Below are 22,222 nucleotides of genomic sequence, written 5' to 3' on the forward strand. Positions count from 1 at the left end.
CAGCGATCCCGCTACATGACACTTGAGACAATCGCCACTATGAGCGATGATCCGCTCATCAGCCTGCCAGCGGCAAGCTGATCCATTCCCGGCTCTGTCCGGAAGGCACGGCGAGCGCCGAAGCTACACCACTCCATGGGACACGATCCCAATACGCCTATTCCGGTTCGGATGGAGTTCGAGCGACGTCAGGCTGGTGTGTTGCCGTCTGAGTGGAGATCCGCAATTTCTCGCGCGAAAGTCGAACTACATGCGTTGGAGGAAGATGTTGCGACGCGAAAGGCAAGCGGCATTGTCCTCGAGCATCTGACCGCTTCGATCCCCGAGATGATCGGAGGCTCGGCCGACCTCACCCCTTCGAACAACGTGAAAACAAAAGTCCAGAAGGAAGTCGTCCCGCACGATTTTTCGGCAAAATACATTCACTATGGCGTGCGCGAACATGGCATGGCCGCGACCATGAATGGGATAGCCCTGCACGGTGGGTTTCGGCCTTATGGCGGGACATTTCTTACTTTTTCGGATTACTGTAGGCCTGCTATCCGCCTTGCCGCGATGATGAAAACTCGAACGATCTTCGTCATGACCCACGATTCGATCGGTCTCGGCGAAGACGGTCCCACTCACCAGCCTGTCGAACATTTGTCAGCCCTCCGCGCGATGCCGAACCTAGCTGTCTTTCGCCCCGGCGATGCAATCGAGACCGCCGAATGCTGGGAAGCGATGATCGAGCGCTCGGAGGGTCCGTCGCTTATCGCCTTATCCCGACAAGCAATCCCTCGCCTTCGCATCGACCAAAGAGGTCCAAACAGGTCGCTACTTGGCGGCTATACCTTGTTGGAGGCAGACGGAGATAAGCCGAAGGTCGTCTTACTCGCGGCCGGATCGGAGCTTCAGCTGGCAGTGGCGGCAAGAAAAACCCTCCAGGAAGAGGGCGTACCGACATCTGTCGTTTCCATGCCCTGTCGATATCTGTTCGACCGCCAGCCTCACGAATATCGCCAAGCGGTCTTGGGCAACGGAGCGATCCGAATCGCAATAGAAGCTGGTGTGCGTGATTCCTGGGAGCGATATCTGGGAGACGCTGGTTATTTCGTCGGCATGGAGAGCTTCGGCGCTTCGGGCAAGGCGGAAGACGTATTTGCAGCCTTCGGCATCACGGTGACTGAAGTTGTCGAGATGGCTTGGCGCGCACTATCCACTCCATCGCTACCCTGCGAACGCCGGAGTTGAACCTGATTGGCGACCACAACGAAATCACAATCGTTCAGCGTAGCCGCCGCCTTCACGGCGCGGATACGCTTTATCTGATAGGATTTTTGCGATTGAGAGATAGCTTCCCAGATTCGGGCGAAGCGTCGGACGAGACCTGCTCCGGAGAGACCGGAGCCGGCGGTTGTGGCGCTATCTCCGCGAAGAGCATGCCTGGGGCAGCCCGCCCCCGCAGCGGCCTAGTATTTTGCGCCGAAGATCGCAAAGGCTACCTCTCGCCGCTGCCGCGGCGTCGATCCATCGCCGATGCGGTTCTCGATCGCCAGACGGCCACGAGCGGCGGCGTGGCCGTCGGATCGCGACTGGGCAGCGCTGGATCGGCTGACAACCTACTTCAGCGTATAGACGAAATCGTGTTCCGAGCCCTTGGCGTCACGCTTATGAAGCGCCATCTCACCCCGCACGATGCTATAAGCACCAGTGCCGCCGGTGATCGCCAGGACGGAATCGCCGGCATCCAGATACGGACCCTCGGTCGTGATCTGCCCCTTGGCCAAAGTCACTGTCCAGAAGCATTCCCAAGCTTTGCCGACGACTGTGCGGATGCAATAACCATTGGCGCTGCCTACTCTGGTCTTATTGTCGTCGGCGAATATTTCATTGGAGAGGGTCAGGAGATCGCCTGCGCTGTCACCCTTGGCGCCAAGATCGGTAACGGCGTCCGTGGTCGAATGTTCGATCAAACGCAGCTTGCTCGCCGCCGAGGCGGGAGCAGCAATGCCGAACATGGCCGCGACGACAATGGCCACCGGCGGGCCCCGGCGAGCGCGAAAAGCTGCCCCACGAAATGTCGTTTCGTGGTGTATTGTCAGAAGTCGCATCTGGCCGTCCCCGATCGATGGAGGGGTTGTGCCATGGCCGAGTGCTCCGGTTCGCTCGTGGCCAGAGATCCATGGTGTCCGGTCACGATATGACCGCGAGTCCCGATGGTCTAATGACCAGTGGTTATGGAATCGATGCCATCGACGTAGCGTCTGAAATAAACCGCTCCGCGGACATCGCCTCATGAGACGCGCTTGCGGCGGCCAATATGACCGCGTAGCGCTGTCGACGACCGTCTGCGCTGGTCGCTGACGGAGCGGTTGACTGTTCTGTTCAACGGGATGCGAGCTAGCCTGCGCTGAACAGAAGATCTATTGCATAGGGTGAACGCGAATAATTGTCTTGCCTGAGCGACGTTCGCGTGAGTTGAAGGTCGTGACGGCGTCACCAAGTGCCGCGACGGTGCCGATATTGGTACGCAGTCTGCCATCCCGCACACGCTGGACAACCTCGACCAATTGGGTGCGGTCGGCCTCGACAACAAAGTCTATCGCCGCCCCTTCAGCGGGCCGTGCTTCCGGAGGTCCGACGACGGTCACCAGTGTGCCACCTGCTCGAATCAAGGCCACCGATCGCTTCTGGATGTTGCCGCCGATCACATCGAACACCAGATCAACGCCGCCCACGTCTTCCAAGGTATCATTGTCGAGGTCGACAAATTCCTGCGCGCCGAAGTCGAGCGCCTTCTGGCGGTCTGCAGCGCGGCCGGTTCCGATGACGTAGCCGCCGGCCTCACGTGCAAGCTGGGTCACCATCGACCCGACCGCACCAGCGGCGCCGTGCACAAGGATGCTCTGCCCCGCCTGAAGGCGGCCGTGCTGGAACAGACCTTGCCATGCGGTCAGGCCGGAGATCGGCAGGCTGGCACCTACCGTAAAGTCAACGTCGCCTGGCAGTGGCGCGAGGTTACGTGCCTCCATTGCCACATATTCAGCGAGGGTGCCGTCGCGATGCCAGTCCGCGAGACCGAAGACCCGTTGTCCGATCGATAGCCCGGTTGTGCCATACCCCAGGGCAGTCACGACTCCAGCGAGCTCATGGCCAGGGATCGATGGCGTCCGGTCACGGTCATGCCGATCGGTCCAGGTCGAAGGCCATGCCAACTCGGTTCCGACGAATCCCGACGCATGAATTTGAACGACAACATCATTTATGGCTGCCTGCGGCTCGGGCCGCTCGACCAGCTTCATTCCCGCCATTCCGGCAGCCTCATCCGTTACGACGATTGCTTTCATTGTCCATCTCCTTGTGCGGTAATTCGACATTTCCACTGCGAGGATATTATGACCGCAAGTCTGGGCGGTCTAATGACCCAAGGCTATGGAATCGATGCCATCGAGGTACATGTGAAACGCCAAGGACGGTTGAATGTTGAGCGTAGTGAGTACAAGACGGCGCTTGAGCAATCGATGCTCGCCACGGTGTTGGGCTTGGTCCGCGGTCCATTATAACGCGCGGCTATCGAGTCGATGGCGTGACGTCATTTCCCTTTCGCTGCGGGGAATCTCATCCTTCGGCGGCACAGCGCTTATTCGGCGCCCAACAGCTCTTTTTGCGGCAAGAAGTCAGCTTCCTGACCAGGCGCTTCAATTTCAGAATCGACTACCTCACGGTAGTCCAGAAGTGAGATAAGATCATGTTTTCAGTGATTTTCGAGGTCCTCCCCAATCAAGGCAGATGGCATGATTACCTCGACAATGCCACGATGCTTCGCCCGGAGCTGGAGAAGGTCGAGGGCTTCGTCGATAACGTCCGCTACAAGAGCCTTACCCGGGAGGGCTGGATCCTTTCGCTTTCGAACTGGCGGGACGAGAAATCGCTCGTGGGCTGGCGGACTCATCGGGACCATCATGAGGCCCAGCAGAAAGGCCGCGACGAAATCCTTGCTGACTACCACCTCCGTGTCGGGCAAATCACTGCCGACAACCAGGTTCCCGCGGGATATGCCCTCAAGGAGCAACGGTTCGACGAGACAGAAACCGGTGAGGGAACGACGGTCACGCTGATCAATGCGACGCGCCCTTCGGAATGGAAGGAGACCAGCAACCCTTACGACTGTGCCGAATGGCTCGGACTGAACCCGTGGGCCGCCGACGGTACGTCCTGGGACATCTTTGATGCCGTGCTCTCGCCTGGAGACCTGATTTTGCTCATATCGTGGAAGGATGTCGCCGCAGCGCAGGCGTACGAGGACACTTCGCCACCCAATGACAGGGCGCGGGTCCGGAGAGTGCGGATCGTTCGCGACTACGGAAAGTACGACCGCCGCGAGGCGCCTCAGTATTATGCGGACGCAAAGGGCGGTGAGACCCGCCACGATTGACATTTTTCCTTCGGTAGCCGTCGAGGACTGAGGCGCGGACTCGGTGTCGAGATGCTTGTCGAGACATATGCCGGTCCACTTTCAGTGGCCGGCTACGCCGAGAGTGCCCTCTCCCCTGGTTCCCGCAAGACGAGACCGCACGACCGGATGCCCTTCTGACATCAATAAGATAACGAGAGGGAATTTCCGCTGCGCCGCGCAGATTGGTAGTCTTCCTCATCGAGTTCATCCGTCGCAACCCCAGGCGCCATACCCTCCCACCGATCCGGGTTCGGGCCCGTCCCGGCGGCGACCTTCAATGCAAAGGCTCTAAAAATGCTACAGGATTTCACAATCGCCGAGAGAACAACCGGCTCACGCATGTCGCTTATCCTGCTCCGAATCGCACTCATCGTAATATTCGTCTGGTTCGGCTGCATGAAATTCACGGCTTACGAAGCCAACGGCAATGCTGGACTGATCGCAAACAGCCCTTTCATGAGTTGGATGAACGTGGCGTTCGGAATACAAGGTGCAAGCTACGTGATTGGCACGATCGAGCTGTCGACCGCCGCTGCACTGCTCCTTGGCGCCTTCGTGCCGCTCTTCTCAGCACTGGGTGCTGCGATGTCGACAGCGACGTTCTGCATCACACTGACATTTTTCCTCAGCACACCTGGTGTTGCGGAGCCGACGGCGGGAGGCTTTCCAGCGATTTCAGCACCGATTGGCCAGTTTCTGCTTAAGGATCTTGTTCTGTTCGCCGCGTCGCTGAATCTCCTCTTTGCGTCCGTCGAGAACCACGTATTCGCACGCAAGGCTGCCTTCGCGAACCGATAGTGACCGAACCTTTCGGCTGCTTTGGAAAAGCGCGCCGCGACCGGCGTCTGTCTGACGCCCGAAAGCTGGGAGAGAAGGTCGTCCGCTTCTTGTACGAAGGTGCCGGCCTGCCCTGCTTAGGTGCAATGATGAGATTGACTATTAGAGCCTGATCGCCTTCGCGACACATGCCTCTTAGTTGAGTGATTGGCTGTAAACGCAAAGGTGAGTTCGGTGTCGATAATCAAAACGGAAAGAATTGCTGAGACCCGTGTCGAGGGCGAGAGCATCGATGTCTACGCACGGATCCATAAGCTGAGCGCATCGCAAGAGCGTCAGTTGAAGCTGCTTTTTGGCGATCGTGCCGCAAGACATGAGATAGAATGGAATACCCAACGGCGATCACGCATTCGGTGAAGGGGAATTCCAAATGACCGACCAGCAGACCGAATCGGGTGACTTGAATCAGCGCATTGCCGTTGCGAAAGACCGGTTGTCTCGTCTTCTGGAGGCGACGACGAGCGAAGGAAATCCCGGTCAGCTCTCGGAGTTGATACAGGAAGAAGAGTCCGAAATTACGGTTTTAGCCAGCTTGAGAGACAAAGCCCACGATGGATAAGTGGCGTAAGTCGGGATCCTCTCCACCAGCAGAGCGACATTGGTCGCAAAAGACGCTAGAGAGATTGTCGCGGCGACCGAATTTTCAACAGTGCCAATCGGCGAAGATTGCCGCCCCGAGATGATCGACGAGCTGGGCGCGGCCTGGCGATTCCAACAGATTGCCGACCCCGAGTTTCACAGAGCCGCGTTGCCGCCGGCCGGCGGGAATGGAAACCATTGCCAACAGTTATTGGCGTTGCCTGAAAGCCAACCCTACAATTGGCGYCCGAACGCCGCGCGGCACCCGCCGAAAAGGGTATTTCAAGCGGACGAGAGGAGCCAGCTGGAACCGCTGCGACATACCTGTTTCCCTGGGGGAAATAGGTGACAACGGTGATGGTGACGACTTCAGAAGGAAGGAGCCAATGAGTTTCAGTGTCTTCGAGACAATTGTTCCCGGGATGGCGCACGGGTTTGCTGTGCTGGATACCTATCTCGACCGCGGCAAGATGTTTGAGGAAGAAAAGGGCCTCCAGCCTGGCGAAGTGTTACGCGCGCGCCTCGCGCCCGACATGCTAAGCTTCGGAGAGCAGTTTAGCGTCGTCGCCAGTAAAGTGGAACGACACGTGTCGTTCCTTGTTGGTCAGGATCCCACTGTTCCAGCTGACGTCGACCAGACTTATGATGCCCTCAAGGCTCGCATGCAAAGCACTCGATCGTTCTTGCAGTCGATAACACCTGACCAGCTCATCGGTGCGGAATCTCGTACATACCAGCTCACGCCGCCTATTGTGCGCGGCTGGTTCGGCGGCGCCGAATACATATTTTATCTCGTGATCCCTGACTTCTATTTTCATATCGCGACGGTGCACGACATCCTCCGGCATCTGGGCGCGCCGGTGGGCAAGCGAGACTACCTTGGATGGCTCAACATGGAAAATCCGGGCGGATACTCTTGAGTGATCGCGCTAATCGATAGGGACGGGACGAACGACCGGTCCCAAGCACTGCTTCCGACTGGAGATACGCAACGTGGCGCGCGGTTCTCTTAACCGAGCAAAGTGCAATGTTCGGGGCTATCCGCGAGACATGGCAGCCAGCCACACCACAAACCACTTTATCACCACACCACAAACCACTTTATCAAAGGAGACCTCAAGTGAGTTCGTCACGCGTTGAGACCACAACTTTCCTGGTGCTRTTCCAGTCCGATATCAATCGGGGACATATGTGCAACTACGACGACATCCAGCGTGAACTTCAGCGGCTCGGCAATAACATGGTCGAGTTTCGGGCCGACACTTGGTTCTTCGAATCTCAATTCAGCGCCGACAAGGTCATCACAGAATTACGCAATAATCTCAGCGGTGCGGAAGCCCTATTCATTGCGGCGCTCGGATCAGACGTCGCACACTTTGGTCTATTGCCCGACAAGATCGCCGCGGTTGCTCGCCATTCACCTGCGGCTGAGCCACGGTTCTAGCTGTGACGTGCCATGCCATGCCGCTGGCGATCATCCATTCTGCCTTGGCGGCGGCCACAAAACCATCGACGATCACCAGCATCATACTCGTCTCCTTCCCCTCTTTCAGTTTCCTCGGCATGCACCACAGTGCCGTTTGAACAGGCGCAATGCCCGGAATGGCTGAGCTGGCTATCCATTCAGCTTTCAGGGGTGGTATTCGAAATAGGTACGGCGCCCGGATCGCTTTGCCCTCGATCCCAACACTTATCGCGAGGTAGTCATTAGGGGCTGGTGGAAGATCGAAGAACATTTCGATCGGATCGAGGAATGCCTTTCAGACCAATGGGAGGGGCCGGTTCAATCTGGATACAGCATTGCTGACATCTATCTTCGCGTTTTCTGGCTTTCGGGAGCGCGCATCGGGTTTTGGATGAATGGTCGTTGGCGCGTTTGGACGCGGCTGATGGACCGGATCATATTTCGTCCCGCCGTACGTCGCGTGATGTCAATAGAAGGGTTGGATTGAACGGCCGCTCCAGCGCCTAGTGCTCATAGGTTAGCAGCCATCTTGTCGGCATGGTGTCTCTTCATGATGGATGGTAGAACAGCCGCGGACCTAAACGACGCATTCGCTTCTCCGGCCGTTAAAGACCGCAAGGAATCGACACCGGAAATCCGACTCGGCCATTCGTCTGGCGTCCCACTTGGTCATTGCTCTCACCTCGTCGATATGGTCCACAAACGATGTACCCTTCTCAGCCGGTAGAACGAGCGTGGAGTTACGAAATGATGCTTCAGCGTTTTAGTTTTTGAGGTCCAATGTCTGAAGTCGACTGGCTAAGCCATCTCCTGCAAATTATCACGGTTACCGGCCGGCTCGAGGTTCGCTGTGCCTACGGCGCACCGTGGCGCGTTGCCTGGAGCGAGGCTGCCGCAAACGAGATCCCCTATCACGTCATACTCAAGGGCCGTGCAGTTTTCGAGGATCCGGAGACGAAAGCGACAACGGAACTGGTGAGCGGCGATATCGTGCTGGTGCCTCACGGGGCGTCGCATGTCCTGCATGACGGTAGCGGACGAATGCCGATCGGTACGCGCGAGCGCCAGGGCTCTGCCGGATGGACTTTGAGCGAGAACGATGGCCAGGGCGAACAATTGGATCTGTTGTGTGGACGGTTTTTCATTGCACCCCCCCATGACCGACTGATCCGCAACTACATGCCCGCGAATCTCGTGGCGCGAGCTCTGAATCGCGAAGAGGAGAACGGGTCCGCTCGCAATCAACTGGCCAGTCTGGTCGGGCTGATGCGAATGGAGGCTTCTGGCGACCGAGCGGGAGGGAGGGCAGTTCTCAACGCCCTTTCTTCCGCCCTGTTCACGCTGGTAATGCGGGCCGCGAGCGAATCCGAGAAAGCCCCGGAAGGCTTGTTGGCCCTGACCGGGCATCCGCGACTGGCTCCAGCCATAGGCGCCATGTTCGCAAATCCGGTACATCCCTGGAAACTTCCTGATCTGGCGGATTTGTGCGGCATGTCACGCGCCACGTTCATGCGGCACTTTCAAGACAAACTAGGTTGTTCCGCCCTCGACTTGCTGACCGATCTCCGGATGAGTTTGGCCGCTAATGAACTTAAGAAGCCGGCGATAAGCACTGAAGCTGTGGCCGAGATGGTCGGATATCAATCCGTTTCCGCATTCCGGCGTGTGTTTACCGAAAGAATGGGGATGACACCGGGAGAATGGCGCCGGTTGGCGCACAAGAGCGACTAGAGCGGCGCAGTAATGCCGCGCATCTCATATTGATCCTTTCGCGCATCATATTGAGCATATCCAGTCTCGAAGTTTGCATTCCCCACCGTAAACTGGGCTCCGTAATCACTTGATGAAGGAGCTATCCAATGAACTACATCTCAACAACCAAGCCCGTAGCCGCTGCCACCGTCGCTGCGGAAATCCGCAAGAGCACCAGCGCTTTCCCGACGAACCCTGTCATCGAAGGCATCCTCAACCGCAGAGCCACCAAGTACTACGATCCGGCCGCTACCTTGAGCGACGATCAGATCCGCGACCTCGTGCGCATTGGAACCTCCGCCCCGACGTCCTTCCACCTACAGAACTGGCGCTTCATCGCGGTCCGGACGCCTGAAGGCAAGGCTCAGCTCCGCCCGATCGCCTGGGACCAGCCCGCGATCACTGACGCTGCGGTGACCTTCATCATCATCGGTCAGCTAGCCGATGCCAGCACCCTCCCCGCACGCCTGGCCCCCGTCGTGGAAGCGGGCATCATGCCGGCACATGTGGTGCCGGAGTGGGAACGCCCAGCACGCGGTCTTTATGACGACCAGCCGCAGCGCCAGCGTGACGAGGCTATGCGCTCTGCGACCTTCGGCACCGCGGCGATCATTTATGCGGCGCATTCCCTCGGCCTCGGTTCGACACCGATGATCGGTTTCAACGCAGACGCGGTGCACAGCGTGTTCAACCTGGCCGAAGACGAAATCCCAGTGATGCTGCTGACCGTTGGACCGGAGCGAAACGGTAACTGGCCGCAGAAGCCGCGCATGCCGGTGGCCGACGTCCTTGACTTTGCATAACCCTCAATGAACTCAACACCTTAAGGAGACTGTCATGACCAGAACTACCGTTTTGAAACCAGAACAGGTACCGGCCGAATCGAAACCAACGCTCGATGCCTTCACCAAGAACATCGGGTTCACCCCGAATATGATGGCCGCCTTCGCGCAGAGCCCCATTGCGTTCAATGCATGGGCCACATTGCTCGGCTCCTTGAGCAAGGCGCTTGATGTGAAGACGCGCGACAGCATCGGGCTTGCCGTTTCGGAAGTGAATGGTTGCAACTACTGTCTGACGGTTCACAGCTTCACCGCCGAACATATGGCCAAGTTGCCGGCTGATGAGATCGTTCTCGCCCGGAAGGGTCATGCTACCGATCCGAAGCGGGACGCCGCTGTCCAGTTTGCGCAAAAAGTCATCGAAACCCGTGGTCAGATCGGTGACGGCGACCTGAAAGCTGTCCGCGATGCTGGCTACACCGAGGCGAACATCATCGAGATCGTCGCATTGGTAGCCGTGTACTCCCTGACAAACTTCTTCAACAACGTCTTCGATCCCGACAAGGACTTCCCTCTCGTCACTCCGGCTGGCTCGATCTGAGCTCCTTCCTGTTCGTCTCCAGTCACAAGGACGGCCCCACCGACTCAGTCGGCGGGGCCGTCGGCCTGATTGTTTTCAGTACGCGCACGCCAAATTTTCGCTGCCACTGCGAGAATGAGATCGCGGGATATCCAGCCTAAGCCCAGTCGCGACCGTGCTCTTACCGCAGGCGGATTTCGGAAACGATCGCCGGAAGGCCTCCCCACGTTGCGGGACTAACCTCTGCATTCGGCCGCGGGCCGATCGAGAAACCGTATCGATTTACGGTCTCGCATCGATTCAATTCCCACCGGTGATTGGACTGGCAGCCTCTCGTCTCCTATCTCTTAGGCACGAACGGAGAACAGCAGATGAGAGTTTATACCAAGGATCCCGACGCGCTATCTCGCCTCACGCCGGAGCAGCACCGCGTGACACAGCAGTCCGGCACTGAACGCCCCGGAACGGGGGAATATCTTAACAACAAGGTGCCGGGCATCTATGTCGACATCGTTTCCGGCGAGCCTCTTTTCGCCTCTGCCGACAAGTATGATTCCCATTGCGGCTGGCCGAGCTTCACCAAGCCGATCGAGCTTGCCAATGTTGCCGAGCTGACCGACAGGACGCATGGCATGGTGCGCGTCGAAGTGCGCTCGAAGCATGGCGACAGCCATCTCGGCCACGTCTTCCCCGACGGCCCTGCCGATCGCGGCGGCTTGCGCTATTGCATTAATTCGGCCTCGCTTCGCTTCGTCCCCAAGGACAAGATGGAAGCGGAAGGCTATGGAGACTACATTAACCAGGTGGAGGACATCTGATATGACAACGGAACGTGCAGTACTGGCGGGCGGTTGCTTCTGGGGCATGCAGGACCTTATCCGCCGCTTCCCCGGCACCGTCTCGACCCGCGTCGGCTATACCGGCGGCGAAGTGCGGAATGCGACCTATCGCAACCACGGCAATCATGCCGAAGCGATCGAGATCATCTTCGATCCGGCCAAGACCAGCTATCGCGAGCTGCTGGAATTCTTCTTCCAGATCCACGACCCGTCGACTCTAAACCGCCAGGGCAACGACCGCGGCGCCAGCTATCGCTCGGCAATCTTCTACACCACCGACGAGCAGAAGCGTGTCGCGGAAGACACGATTGCCGACGTCGATGCCTCGGGTCTCTGGTCGGGCAAGGTCGTCACGGAAGTCACTGCGGCCAGCGATTTCTGGGAAGCCGAGCCGGAACACCAGGATTACCTGGAGCGGATACCGAACGGCTATACTTGCCATTTCATCCGTCCAGGTTGGAAGCTGCCGAAGCGCAGCGCGGCATAGGAAAGACGTCAAAAACCTTTTGGATTCACGAAGGATCGACTGAGCCTCCACCGGCCGCATGGAGATAATATCCTTTTCGGCTCACCTTTGGGTCGACCGGATCGTCGGAGTTGTATTCCGGGGTCTTCATGTTCGGTTTCACCGACATAGACGGACGGTACTGTGGTTTCCTTGGCGTTGCTGTTCTCCTCATCACTTCGCTATTCAACACACCAGAGCGATCGATCTCGGCGCATGGCAAATGGGCATCGGTTACGCAATCTGTAGCAGCCGCTGCTCCCAGTGCCTCGCGAGTGTAGAAAACTCGCCGGCGTGTTTTTGCTCAGACAGCTTCCACAAGCCGATCCGCGGAGCCGAACTAGTGCAGGCAACGAAGCTTCGCTGTCCTCGGTACTCACTTGTCGCTCTCCCCTATTGGAGGAGCTGACTATGTTCTCCGCCGCACCGGTTTCGACTTATCGAACGATCACAGTTGGCGCTCTTTTGGTTTAGGCGTGGGTTAAGCAAAGCATGCCCGACCAGTACTCTTCGTGGCGCCACTAGGATCAAGCATTTTGGAGGAAATTCTTCATGGTCTACAAAGTCGATGCGACATCACCAATATCTCCCTCGTCGCCCGTCCACGTCAATCACAGCACATCGATAGACTCCGAAGCTGACAGAGCCTTGGTCGCGAGGCGACAGGCCAAGATTACATCGGGTTTCGAGCAATCGAAGAAGGGGCGCGCAACCAGGCGGGGAGTGGGAAGCCACGAATCCGATTCTTGCGAAACGGATCGCCCCTCAACGCAACACACGAATGATCCGGCTGCGCACATTCATCACCAGAAGCGAGATACTGACGACGAGTGCCTGTCGGGAGAGAGTGTGCGTATAGGAACGGGAAATTTAGACGAGGCCGTTCCCTTCGGCGAGCATACTGGATTTGTGTGAGGAAGATTGGATATCCCGTACCCGGTTCTTATCGAATGCCACCCGAGTCATATTATGGGGCAACCAAGGATCATGCTCCAGTTTTGGCGCCGTCGGGTGAGATGCCTCGGCGACTGAAAGGTGCCGATTATTGGCTGGCCACTCCACCGATCAACAACTGGAAAAATTTGAAGGAACAGAAAATGTCCATAGCGGAAAATCAAAGCGCTCTGATGGCCGCAGCGCCGAGCGAACGCACCACACACAACACCGTGCAGGCACTATCGGAAAAGATCAATCAGATCTTGGCTGATAGTTTCGCCCTCTACCTGAAGACCAAAAACTTTCACTGGCACGTGAAGGGACCGCATTTTCGTGATTATCACTTGATGCTCGACCAGCAAGCTGACGGCATATTTAAAATCATCGATCCACTCGCTGAACGTGTCCGCGCGCTCGGAGGCACGACAATACGTTCTCTGGGGCAGGTAATGAGTCTGCGGACGATCGCCGACAATGATAAGGAACACCTAGCGCCGCGCCTGATGCTCGAAGAGCTCATCCGCGATACAAAGCTCGTCACGACTTCAATGCGTCAAGCGCTCAAGTTGTGCGACGACATAGACGATGTCGCAACGGCGAGCCTTATCGAAGGCTATATCGAAGCCGCTGAAAAGCGCATTTGGTTTCTGCGCGAGACCGTCGGCGCTGACTGAAATCACGCCAATGTAGGGTGCCGCCGCCTTCAATCCGGGCGTGGCAGGAAATGCAGGCGTCAGTCTGATTGAAGATGCCTCTGGCGTCAGACGGTGTTCCACGATGTCCCCGTCGCCGCGGGCCTGAAAAAATTCGACAAGGCCGAGCTCGTCCACCAGGCTCGCTGCACGCTGGCCCCGAAACGGGAACTCGTCCTCGCCGATCTGAGCGCCACCGGCCTGCGCAATCACGGAGTCGGACTCAATGAACTCAGAGGCACCGAGAAGGACCAGTACCCCTTGACTAGGAAATGGGCAGAGGCGATTCACGCCGCGTGCCTTGGTGTTGCGGGCCTCTGTGTCGCGTTGATCTGACTTCCGGATCCTGTCGCAAATAGTGCGTGACTGCCAGGGATCGCGGCTGTTCCGACGCCGGTCGTCGACACTTGGGCGCCGCTACCGAAAGTGTGGCGATGCCTCCGACTTCCGCAAACACGCCGTATGAGGCCCTTGATCGCGTTTCTATCGTTCCGCCGCGGAACCTGACGGTGCTTCCACGCCCGGTCGCCACCACGCCGTAATTGTTAAGACCGGTGGTCCCGCCCAGCATACGAATCGTCGAATTGAACAGCACGATGCTCGCCGTTGTCGGCGATCGCACCCCGCATGTTGCTGGCGATCGTGGTGCCATTGGGTGGTCCCATCGCGACCGTCGAGCCGGTCCCGTTGATCGCGCTTCCGATACCGGTCGCCCGCAGCCCGATCTCTCCAGCTGCAGTTGCGGTCGTCGTCAACGTATTGCCGTTGAACCCGATCGTGCCGCCCGACTCCGCAATCGCGCCTGTGGTGGTTGCGGCGCCGAGGTTTTCCGTCACCCCGTCCGCGGTGATCTGTCCTCCATTGATCGCGCGGTAACCTGCGGCGCCTGCCGGAGCGACATTCGTGACAGTGCCGGGCGCGACCGTACAACTCACATTATCGACGTTCGAGGGGTAGGGCACGCCTGACCGAATGCAGCGCCCGGTAAAATCACCAACGAAGCGGCGATGGCTCCAAAGACGATATGATGGCAACGAACGATGGCGGGTGAGAATCGGCGGACTTTCGTCGGCGTCGACGGCCTACCCGTCGGTTGTGATTCCACCCAATCAAAATATCTTTCGAACATTCCGCCTCCCGACTCCAAAGTGTACCAAGGCTTGCATTAGATGAGTCGTATTTACATGGAATTGGCCATATTTTGCGTCTTGTGAAGACCACAACGGCGACACGCAACCATAAAGAGCATATGACTATGGATATATTTAGTTATTTCAGCGCATTAAGATCTCGTCCTAATGCGCGCGCGGTGAGGCATGGAGACGGCGGTCTATGTGTCGATCACTCAACGCGCTTGACCGCCGGAAGCCGATACGATCCGTCGAGCGGCGAGAGGCACTCCTTACAGATCCCGCAACAGTCCTCGTCCACTTTCGCGCGACGCCCGCGACAAAGGCAGGGCCAGGTCTTCGCTGCAGCCCTGGCGTCCCGCTCCAGAGGCAGGATTTGATTATGTCGTCAAGGAAGATGGTGGCTCCGGCCGGCAGACAAGGTCGGGGAAGTTTCCTCGCCGACCGAGATCCGCCCCCCCCGGTGCTCACCGAATAATTGCCAGCGGAAATATCCTGCAGGCTGCTCGCCTTGAACGGAATCGAACCCAGAACCAGCAAACCCAAGAACCTATCTTGCTGATTCGCCACGGAAATGTCCTCTATAATCAACATAGTTTGCGGTCGCTAAAAGAGCCGGGCAAGCGGGCAAAGCCTCCACTGCTCTAAAGGACCGGCTTTCGTTTGGAGCGAGTAGTTCATGCTGCTCATTGCGCCTTTAACCACGGCCGACTGTCCAACTTTTTACCCTTATTTATCCCAGGTCCGAAGACCGGCGATGCTAGTCCTTTTTCCAGAGGCGCTGATGTGGATCGGCACCCAATTTTGAAAAAGGAAAGCATCATGAAAAAACATCTTCTCACCACTGTCGCACTTCTTATTGCCATCTCTCCCGTTGCGGCCGAAGCCCGCTGCGTGCCGAATAACGCGGTCATCGCCGCGAACGCTGTTCCCGTAATTCAGTACAAAAACACGACGATCGACGGCGTGAAGGTCTTCTATCGCGAAGCCGGCCGGAAGGACGCGCCGGTCCTCCTGCTCCTGCACGGATTTCCGACCTCGTCACACATGTTCCGCAACCTCATCCCCCTGCTCGCTGACCGCTACCGCGTGATTGCGCCTGACTATCCCGGCTACGGCCAGAGTGACGCGCCCGACCACACCAAGTTCGACTACACATTCGCGAACCTGACCAACATCGTCGACAAGCTGACCGAAAAGGTCGGAGCCGATCGCTACAGCATGTACGTCATGGATTACGGCGCACCGATTGGATATCGGCTCGCGCTCAAACATCCCGAGCGGGTTGAATCGCTGATCGTGCAGAACGGCAACGCCTATACCGAAGGTCTCGCCGCATTCTGGGATCCGATCAAGGCCTATTGGGCCGAAAAGACGCCGGAACGCCGGGAAGCACTTGCCGGCCTGGTCACGCTCGAGACCACCAAGTTCCAATATACCGACGGTATGGGTGATGTTGCACATATCAGCCCCGACAACTGGGTCGTCGATCAGGCATTGCTTGATCGCCCGGGCAACAAGGATATCCAGCTGGATCTCCTGGGCGACTACGGTAGCAATGTGCCGCTTTACCCTCAGTTCCAGRCCTTCTTCCGCGAGCGCCAACCGCCAACACTGATCGTCTGGGGCAAGAACGACAAGATCTTCCCCGAACCCGGCGCGCACCCCTATCTTCGCGATCTCCCGAACGCCGAGATGCATATTCTCGACAGCGGCCATTTCGCCCTGGAAGACAAGCTCGACGTGATGGCGCCGTTGATCCGCGACTTCCTCGACCGCAAGGTTTGTAACTAATCCAGAGCTCATCCGCTCCGCGGGGCTAACGGCCCCGCGGCCAACCCCCTCAAAGGAAAAGATCATGACCAATCCTCTTTCGGGCACCCAGGCGGCTGGGGAGCCAGCCCGTTCGATCGTCCTCGTGCACGGCGCTTTTGTCGATGGCTCCGGATGGCAACAAGTCCATAGCGAACTTGTAGACCGCGGGTTCGAAGTGCTTGTCGCCCAACACCCGACGACCTCACTTGAAGGTGACGTTGCGACCACCGAGCGTCTTATCGCATCGGCTCGCCATCCGGTGCTCCTGGTGGGCCACAGCTACGGTGGAGCGGTTATCACGGAAGCCGGCGCCAATCCCAAGGTCAAGTCGCTGGCCTACATCGCGGCTTTCGTGCCGGATGTCGGCGAGTCCGTCGCAGCGCTGAATGAAGCGCCGGAAGAGCCCGGCGAAGCGAAGGCGCCGTTGTTGCCTCCGCAGGATGGTTACCTCGTTGTGGACCCGGCCCGTTTTTCGGAAGCGTTTGCTGCCGATGTCGATCCCGCCACCACGCGGTTCATGGCTGCCGCCCAGCTACCCTGGGGCCTTGCGGCGGTCATTGCGCCCCTCACGCATGCCGCATGGAAGACCAAACCCAGCTTCTATCTCGTCGCTTCCGCCGACAGGATGGTACCTCCGAGTGCGCAGCGCCGCATGGCTCAGCGCGCGGCAGCCGCGATCACTGAAATCGATAGCAGTCACGCCGTGATGATGTCGCACCCGCAGGACGTCGCAGCGTTCATCGCAGCAGCAGTCGTAAGCACTATCCCGAGAGCCGGATAATGACCCGGCCCGTCACCTACCACCGAACCACCAGCATTGCCGGCGTCAACATATTCTACCGCGAGGCGGGAGAGCGCGGCGCACCTGTGGTGGTGTTGCTGCACGGCTTTCCAAGCTCTTCGCACATGTACCGCAACCTCATTCCAGCGCTCGCTGACCGCTATCATGTGATTGCACCAGACCTTCCGGGGTTCGGTCTGTCGGAAATGCCTTCGTCGAGCGACTTCGAATATGACTTTGCCACGTTCTCAACCGTTGTCGCCAACCTTCTCGAACAGCTGGGTGTCGAGCGGTATGCGCTATATGTCATGGATTACGGTGCGCCGACCGGGTTTCGTTTGGCGCTCGCGCATCCCGATCAGGTCACCGCCCTGATCGTCCAGAACGGCAATGCCTATGAAGAGGGCATGGGGGACTTTTGGGCACCGACGCGCGCTTACTGGGCCGACAACGGCCCGGCGAACCGCGACGCGATGCGGCCTTTTCTGTCGCTCGACGGCACACGCTTCCAGTATCTCACTGGGTCAAAGGACGAGGCGCGGATCGACCCCGCGTCGTGGCTGTACGACCAGCTCTTCCTCGACCGTCCGGGCAGCGTCGAAATCCAGTTGGACATCATCTACGACTATCGGACCAACGTCGCGCTCTATCCCGCCTTTCAGACTTATCTGCGCGAACTTCGGCCTCCGACGCTGATTCTGTGGGGCAAGAATGATCCCATCTTCCTGCCCGACGGCGCGCGCGCTTACCTTCGCGACGTTCCCGAAGCCGAACTTCATTTCTTCGACACTGGACATTTCGCCCTCGAAGACAAGGCGGACGAGATGATCCCCGTGATGCGCGACTTCCTTGCCCGAAATCTGACCAAATAACTCAACCCCAAAGAAGGATAAGAACCATGTACAATAGCAAATCCAAGCCGAGCGTACTTCCGACCGGTGGCGGCGCAGCCCTCATCGACCCCTCCGACGCCCTCATCCTGCTGCTCGATCACCAGTCCGGACTGTTCCAGACAGTAAAGGACATTTCCGTGTCCGATCTGCGCCGAAATGTGGAGGTGATCTCCAAGCTCGCCACCCTCTTGAATATCCCTGTCATCACCACGGCCTCGGAACCTGCCGGGACCAATGGTCCGCTGATGCCAGAGATCCACGAACTGGCTCCGCATGCAGTCTATGTGCCGCGTAAGGGCGAAGTGAATGCATGGGACAATGACGATTTCGTCGCAAAAGTTCGCGCGACCGGCCGCAACACTCTCATCATGGCGGGCGTCTGGACCAGCGTCTGCGTGATGTTTCCGTCGCTCGACGCCCGTGCCGCCGGCTACGATGTCTATGCGGTCCTCGATGCGTCGGGGGATCCGAGCGAAATGGCCTCTCGGATTTCCCTTGCCCGCTTCGTGCAGGGCGGCGTCAAGGCGACATCGACCAACGCATTGCTGTCCGAGCTTCATCGGACCTGGGCACGTCCCGAAGCTGCAGAACTCGGCAAGCTCTATGGACTTGTCGCTCCCAACTATGCTGCTGTGGCGGAGAGCTATGCCCGCGCGCAGCAGGCCGCGAAAGAGGCAATATAGCCTCGCATTCCTGATGCCCTGCGAACCGACAATACAATGGGAGACACGATATGACTTATGGTTTTATGGATATCGCAATCACTCCTTCAGTTCGCAGGGCGCAAGCGGAAATGGGAGCGGATCGTCTGTGGTCCGACTTCAAAGGTCACCGCGAATTCGACCGGTTTTCAATGAGAGAAACCGCGTTCATCGCACAGCGCGATAGCTTCTACATGGCATCGGTTTCGGAAACGGGCTGGCCTTACGTCCAGCATCGCGGCGGACCTCCAGGCTTTCTCAAGGTGCTTGACGACCGCACGCTTGCCTTCGTCGATTACCGCGGCAATCGCCAATTTATCAGCACCGGCAATCTGGCGGACAACGACCGGACATGCCTGTTCTTGATGGACTATCCCGCACGCACGCGCCTGAAGATTTATGCTCGCGCCGAGAAGCTGGCGCTCGACGCAGATCCGGTGCTTACGGCGAGCATCACCGACCCTGATTATGGTGCCAAGGCCGAACGCATTTTCAAGCTCAAGCTCGAGGCGTTCGACTGGAACTGTCCGCAGCACATCGAGCCACGCTACACCGAAGCCGAATTTCTCTCAGCTTCACAGCACCTAATCGACAAAATTACTCAACTGGAGCGAGAAAATGCGTCGCTTCGCGAGCGCGTTGACACACGAAGAAAAGATTGAGCGTTGGCACTCATCGAACATGAGATTGAAGCGCCATCAGCGCACATCCACCGCAGCCATGGCAAGCTGGGTCCGTTTGATCGCGGCGCCAGCCCCCATGGCGAGGGCGCTATCCAAAGACTTCTGGAAATAGCGCATCGCTTTGTTTGGACGGGCGTTCCCGGCTTCAATCATTCCCGCAACGCGCCAGAGATCAGGATGCCACCAGCGTTCCTCACGAATCCCGATTTCGCTAAGCACGGCGCGCAGGCTGTTTTCTGCAAGTTGCATCTCACCCGCAGCAATATAGGCCTCCGCCAATAGGCTGCGGTAGAAAGGAACGCGAGCACGCCAACCGCCCCGCAGCAACCCGGTGATGCTATCTTGCATCAAAGTGAAACCTGCTCTTTCACCTCGAGCCGACTGGATAGCACCGGCGAAAAACGTGGCTGTCCCCTCATAAATGCCGACGCTTTCACGGCGGCTGACGTCAGCCAACTGCCGCTGAAGCTGCGAAGCGGTTTCGAGATTGCCGTCCACGAATGCGATCGGAAGGCCCGCCAACGAGATCGCATTGCCGAGGGATATCATGTGATCGAGGTCGACGGCACGATCGATGGCACGACTGGCCAGAGCAGCGGCACGATCAGAGTCACCCTGTAACCAGCACAGAAATGCCTGAGACAAGCGTATGCCAGCCGGCAAGTCGACTTGGAATCGCGAGAGTCCATGGCCTTCTTCCAAGTGACCCCAATCGTTCATCAGTGCCTCCAGATGGGCCGATGCCGAATTGAGCTCACCTGCGTAGATTTCGATATGCGCCAACAGCCGCTTGCCGTCGGGCGCTGTCGTCCAGTCCAAACTCTTTGATGCCGCAAAATCGTTCATGCTGCGTAACGCCGTGCGCGGCCGGCCGGAATAAGCAAGAAAGACGGCCTGTCCGCACACCGAGCGCACTTGAAACCCGGCGTCGCGCGACCCGTTCGCATGAAAGATGCTTTCGCGCCAAGCGTCCTCGGTTTGCGGGTGCATGTGGCGTGCCAGCGTCATAGCCCAAGCCCGCGCCGTGGAGAGCTTTGCTCGTCCCAGAGGCGCGAGCCCTACCAGTGCCGCACTGTTTGAGCTTGCAAGATCGATGGCCTCCAGCATTTCCCTGAACGCCGAAAGCTCTTGCCACAGGGGCAATGCGGCGACCACCAGGTCGACACCCAATGCAGCGTCCCCTGCAGGATCGAACGCCCAGGCGATCGCGGCACGGACATCGTCGATCTGCCTCCTATATTTCCCTAACCATTCGCGAGACGTCTGTGAGGACCATTCCCGTTCGGCGATCTGCAGCTTGTCCCTTATCCGGATGGCAAATTGTCGCCTGGCTTCCTCTCTGTAGCGTGAACCAAAGAGACGCCGTGCAGCATAGGTGCCGGTGCTCTCGGCCATCCTGTAATGCACAGTCCCGCCGTCGTATTGCGCGGAGAGCAGTGATTTTGCCACCAGCTGCGAAAGGGCATCACGTCCTGCCATCGGCACGAGGGAACCAGCGGAATACATGGCTTCTGCGTCGTCGGCGTTGAAACGCCCCGAAAACACCGAAAGCAAGGCGAGCAAGATAGCCTCGCGGTCGGGAAGAAGCCGATAGCTCCAGTCCAGCGTAGCCTCCAGCGACTGGTGGCGCAATGGCGCATCCCGTGCTCCACGACCCATCGCGTCAAAACCATTCTTGAACAGGCCTTCAAGCGCTGAGGGAGCAAGGACACTGGCCGTGCCGGCGGCCAATTCGATAGCGAGTGCCAAGCCGTCCAGCCGTGTGCAGATTGAGACGACACTGCGAACGTATTCGTCCGTTGGTTCCGAAACACCAGCGCCGTGGGCCGTTGAGATGAAGAGCTGGATCGCAGGAAACTGAAGCGCGTCGGTCGTGGAGAGCTCAGCCGTCTGGTCCGGATAAGCGAGCCCGGAGAGAAAATGGATTTGCTCGTGTCTCGTCCGAAGCGGCTCGCGGCTGGTCACGAGGATACGGGCGCCCGGCACCTCTGCTGAGATCCGCTCGACCATCGTCGCTGCCATTGCAATGACGTGCTCGCAATTGTCGATGATGAGAAGCAGTTTGTTGCTTCGAAGGAGGTCAATCACGCCCGCGATCGGATCGTCCAATCCAAGGGAGATGCCGAGAGCGGAAGCTATTGCGGGCACCACAAATCGGGGATCGGTGACCGTAGAGAGATCGACAAAGGCAATGGCTTTGCCTTCGTTGCAGCAATGCTGAGCAACGGTGACCGCAAGTGACGTTTTCCCGGCTCCGCCTGGCCCGACGATGGTGACATAACCCGGGTGATCAAGCTGTTCGGAGATTTGCCGGATCGCGTCATCGCGGCCGAGGAGCTGCCGCACTTCCGGTGGGGCGGTATGATGACTCGTGATTGAAGCAACTAGCCGTGCTACCGCTGGGCGGTCGTTCTCCACCGCAACGACGAACTTGTAGCCACGGCCAGCGATCGTTGCGATGTATTCCGGGGCGGGATCGAGTTCGGCCAGCGAGCGTCGAAGGTTGCCCACATTGACCTTCAAGTTATGGTCGTGGACGATATAGTCCGGCCATACGTGCGAGAATAGATCGGCTTTACTCACAACCTCGCCAGCCCGCGCCACGAGCAGGGTCAGTATATCGAACCCTCGCCCACCCAGCGCGACGGACTGCCCCTTGTACAGGAGGGCTTGAGCTTCAGGTAACAGGCGGAAATCGCCGAACTGGTAGGCCTTTTGCTTCGACAAGGCCTGGGAACCGCCATCGTGTGACACTTTGCTCTCACAAACCACAAAAGCTCGACGTTACACTGCCTTAGCCAATTTTCAATACCT

At 58.3% G+C, this 22,222-nt stretch carries 22 protein-coding genes; 18 read left to right on the top strand and 4 right to left on the bottom strand.

All coding sequences use genetic code 11. The features are described 5' to 3' along the window. The first annotated feature begins 135 nt into the window (after window positions 1–135). Complete coding sequence (locus tag AC1ECN_RS32945) at window positions 136–1,233, top strand: transketolase-like TK C-terminal-containing protein (RefSeq protein WP_477955354.1); 1,098 nt, start codon at window positions 136–138, stop codon at window positions 1,231–1,233. Between the two features lie 368 nt (window positions 1,234–1,601). Here AC1ECN_RS32945 and AC1ECN_RS32950 read toward each other — a convergent pair whose 3' ends face one another. After that, complete coding sequence (locus tag AC1ECN_RS32950) at window positions 1,602–2,021, bottom strand: allene oxide cyclase family protein (RefSeq protein ID WP_204341536.1); 420 nt, start codon at window positions 2,019–2,021, stop codon at window positions 1,602–1,604. Between the two features lie 384 nt (window positions 2,022–2,405). Further along, on the bottom strand, window positions 2,406–3,329 hold the full coding sequence (locus tag AC1ECN_RS32955; protein ID WP_164592850.1) for an NADP-dependent oxidoreductase: 924 nt from the start codon (window positions 3,327–3,329) through the stop codon (window positions 2,406–2,408). A gap of 401 nt (window positions 3,330–3,730) precedes the next feature. On the opposite strand from AC1ECN_RS32955, the gene AC1ECN_RS32960 reads away from it, so the two are divergent. From AC1ECN_RS32960 to AC1ECN_RS33015, 12 genes are all read left to right on the top strand, one after another. Then, complete coding sequence (locus AC1ECN_RS32960; protein WP_164592848.1) at window positions 3,731–4,417, top strand: antibiotic biosynthesis monooxygenase family protein; 687 nt, start codon at window positions 3,731–3,733, stop codon at window positions 4,415–4,417. A 315-nt stretch (window positions 4,418–4,732) separates the two neighbouring features. Further along, entirely contained in the window at window positions 4,733–5,236 is a 504-nt protein-coding gene (locus tag AC1ECN_RS32965; RefSeq protein ID WP_164592846.1) for a YkgB family protein, read from the top strand. 409 nt (window positions 5,237–5,645) lie between these two features. Then, window positions 5,646–5,834 carry a hypothetical protein gene (locus AC1ECN_RS32970; RefSeq protein ID WP_164592844.1) on the top strand — a complete coding sequence of 63 codons (189 nt, stop codon included), beginning with the start codon at window positions 5,646–5,648 and terminating at the stop codon, window positions 5,832–5,834. 208 nt (window positions 5,835–6,042) lie between these two features. Next, entirely contained in the window at window positions 6,043–6,774 is a 732-nt protein-coding gene (locus AC1ECN_RS32975; RefSeq protein ID WP_477955356.1) for a DUF1993 domain-containing protein, read from the top strand. Between the two features lie 200 nt (window positions 6,775–6,974). Next, window positions 6,975–7,298, top strand: a complete 324-nt coding sequence (locus AC1ECN_RS32980; protein ID WP_164592840.1) for a hypothetical protein — start codon at window positions 6,975–6,977, stop codon at window positions 7,296–7,298. A gap of 801 nt (window positions 7,299–8,099) precedes the next feature. Then, window positions 8,100–9,050, top strand: a complete 951-nt coding sequence (locus AC1ECN_RS32985) for a cupin domain-containing protein (protein ID WP_164592838.1) — start codon at window positions 8,100–8,102, stop codon at window positions 9,048–9,050. Window positions 9,051–9,178: 128 nt separating this feature from the next. Then, window positions 9,179–9,874: a nitroreductase family protein gene (locus tag AC1ECN_RS32990; RefSeq protein ID WP_164592836.1), complete on the top strand. Its 696-nt coding sequence runs from the start codon at window positions 9,179–9,181 to the stop codon at window positions 9,872–9,874. A 34-nt stretch (window positions 9,875–9,908) separates the two neighbouring features. After that, on the top strand, window positions 9,909–10,454 hold the full coding sequence (locus AC1ECN_RS32995; protein WP_164592835.1) for a carboxymuconolactone decarboxylase family protein: 546 nt from the start codon (window positions 9,909–9,911) through the stop codon (window positions 10,452–10,454). A gap of 350 nt (window positions 10,455–10,804) precedes the next feature. Beyond that, window positions 10,805–11,251 carry a peptide-methionine (R)-S-oxide reductase MsrB gene (gene msrB / locus AC1ECN_RS33000; RefSeq protein ID WP_164592833.1) on the top strand — a complete coding sequence of 149 codons (447 nt, stop codon included), beginning with the start codon at window positions 10,805–10,807 and terminating at the stop codon, window positions 11,249–11,251. 1 nt (window position 11,252) lies between these two features. Next, on the top strand, window positions 11,253–11,759 hold the full coding sequence (gene msrA / locus AC1ECN_RS33005) for a peptide-methionine (S)-S-oxide reductase MsrA (RefSeq protein ID WP_164592831.1): 507 nt from the start codon (window positions 11,253–11,255) through the stop codon (window positions 11,757–11,759). A 1,115-nt stretch (window positions 11,760–12,874) separates the two neighbouring features. After that, window positions 12,875–13,387 carry a Dps family protein gene (locus AC1ECN_RS33010; protein WP_246729218.1) on the top strand — a complete coding sequence of 171 codons (513 nt, stop codon included), beginning with the start codon at window positions 12,875–12,877 and terminating at the stop codon, window positions 13,385–13,387. Between the two features lie 93 nt (window positions 13,388–13,480). Further along, window positions 13,481–13,741: a hypothetical protein gene (locus AC1ECN_RS33015; RefSeq protein WP_164592829.1), complete on the top strand. Its 261-nt coding sequence runs from the start codon at window positions 13,481–13,483 to the stop codon at window positions 13,739–13,741. A gap of 209 nt (window positions 13,742–13,950) precedes the next feature. On the opposite strand, the gene AC1ECN_RS33020 is transcribed toward AC1ECN_RS33015, so the two are convergent. Next, a complete protein-coding gene (locus AC1ECN_RS33020) occupies window positions 13,951–14,340 on the bottom strand; it encodes a hypothetical protein (RefSeq protein WP_204341535.1) in 390 nt (129 codons plus the stop codon). Window positions 14,341–15,357: 1,017 nt separating this feature from the next. Between AC1ECN_RS33020 and AC1ECN_RS33025 the strand changes: the two genes are divergently transcribed. From AC1ECN_RS33025 to AC1ECN_RS33045, 5 genes are all read left to right on the top strand, one after another. Next, window positions 15,358–16,329 carry an alpha/beta fold hydrolase gene (locus tag AC1ECN_RS33025; protein WP_477955359.1) on the top strand — a complete coding sequence of 324 codons (972 nt, stop codon included), beginning with the start codon at window positions 15,358–15,360 and terminating at the stop codon, window positions 16,327–16,329. 64 nt (window positions 16,330–16,393) lie between these two features. After that, a complete protein-coding gene (locus tag AC1ECN_RS33030; protein WP_130783825.1) occupies window positions 16,394–17,131 on the top strand; it encodes an alpha/beta hydrolase in 738 nt (245 codons plus the stop codon). After that, complete coding sequence (locus AC1ECN_RS33035; protein WP_018517327.1) at window positions 17,131–18,003, top strand: alpha/beta fold hydrolase; 873 nt, start codon at window positions 17,131–17,133, stop codon at window positions 18,001–18,003. The genes AC1ECN_RS33030 and AC1ECN_RS33035 overlap by 1 nt, the downstream gene beginning before the upstream one ends. Before the next feature lie 26 nt (window positions 18,004–18,029). Next, on the top strand, window positions 18,030–18,707 hold the full coding sequence (locus tag AC1ECN_RS33040; RefSeq protein ID WP_130783827.1) for an isochorismatase family protein: 678 nt from the start codon (window positions 18,030–18,032) through the stop codon (window positions 18,705–18,707). Window positions 18,708–18,757: 50 nt separating this feature from the next. Then, window positions 18,758–19,387, top strand: coding sequence for a pyridoxamine 5'-phosphate oxidase family protein (locus AC1ECN_RS33045; RefSeq protein ID WP_164592823.1), 630 nt, complete (start codon window positions 18,758–18,760; stop codon window positions 19,385–19,387). 36 nt (window positions 19,388–19,423) lie between these two features. On the opposite strand, the gene AC1ECN_RS33050 is transcribed toward AC1ECN_RS33045, so the two are convergent. Beyond that, entirely contained in the window at window positions 19,424–22,162 is a 2,739-nt protein-coding gene (locus tag AC1ECN_RS33050) for an ATP-binding protein (protein ID WP_477955363.1), read from the bottom strand. Window positions 22,163–22,222: the final 60 nt, after the last annotated feature.

The organism is Rhizobium sp. 01N447_2, from assembly GCF_056399245.1.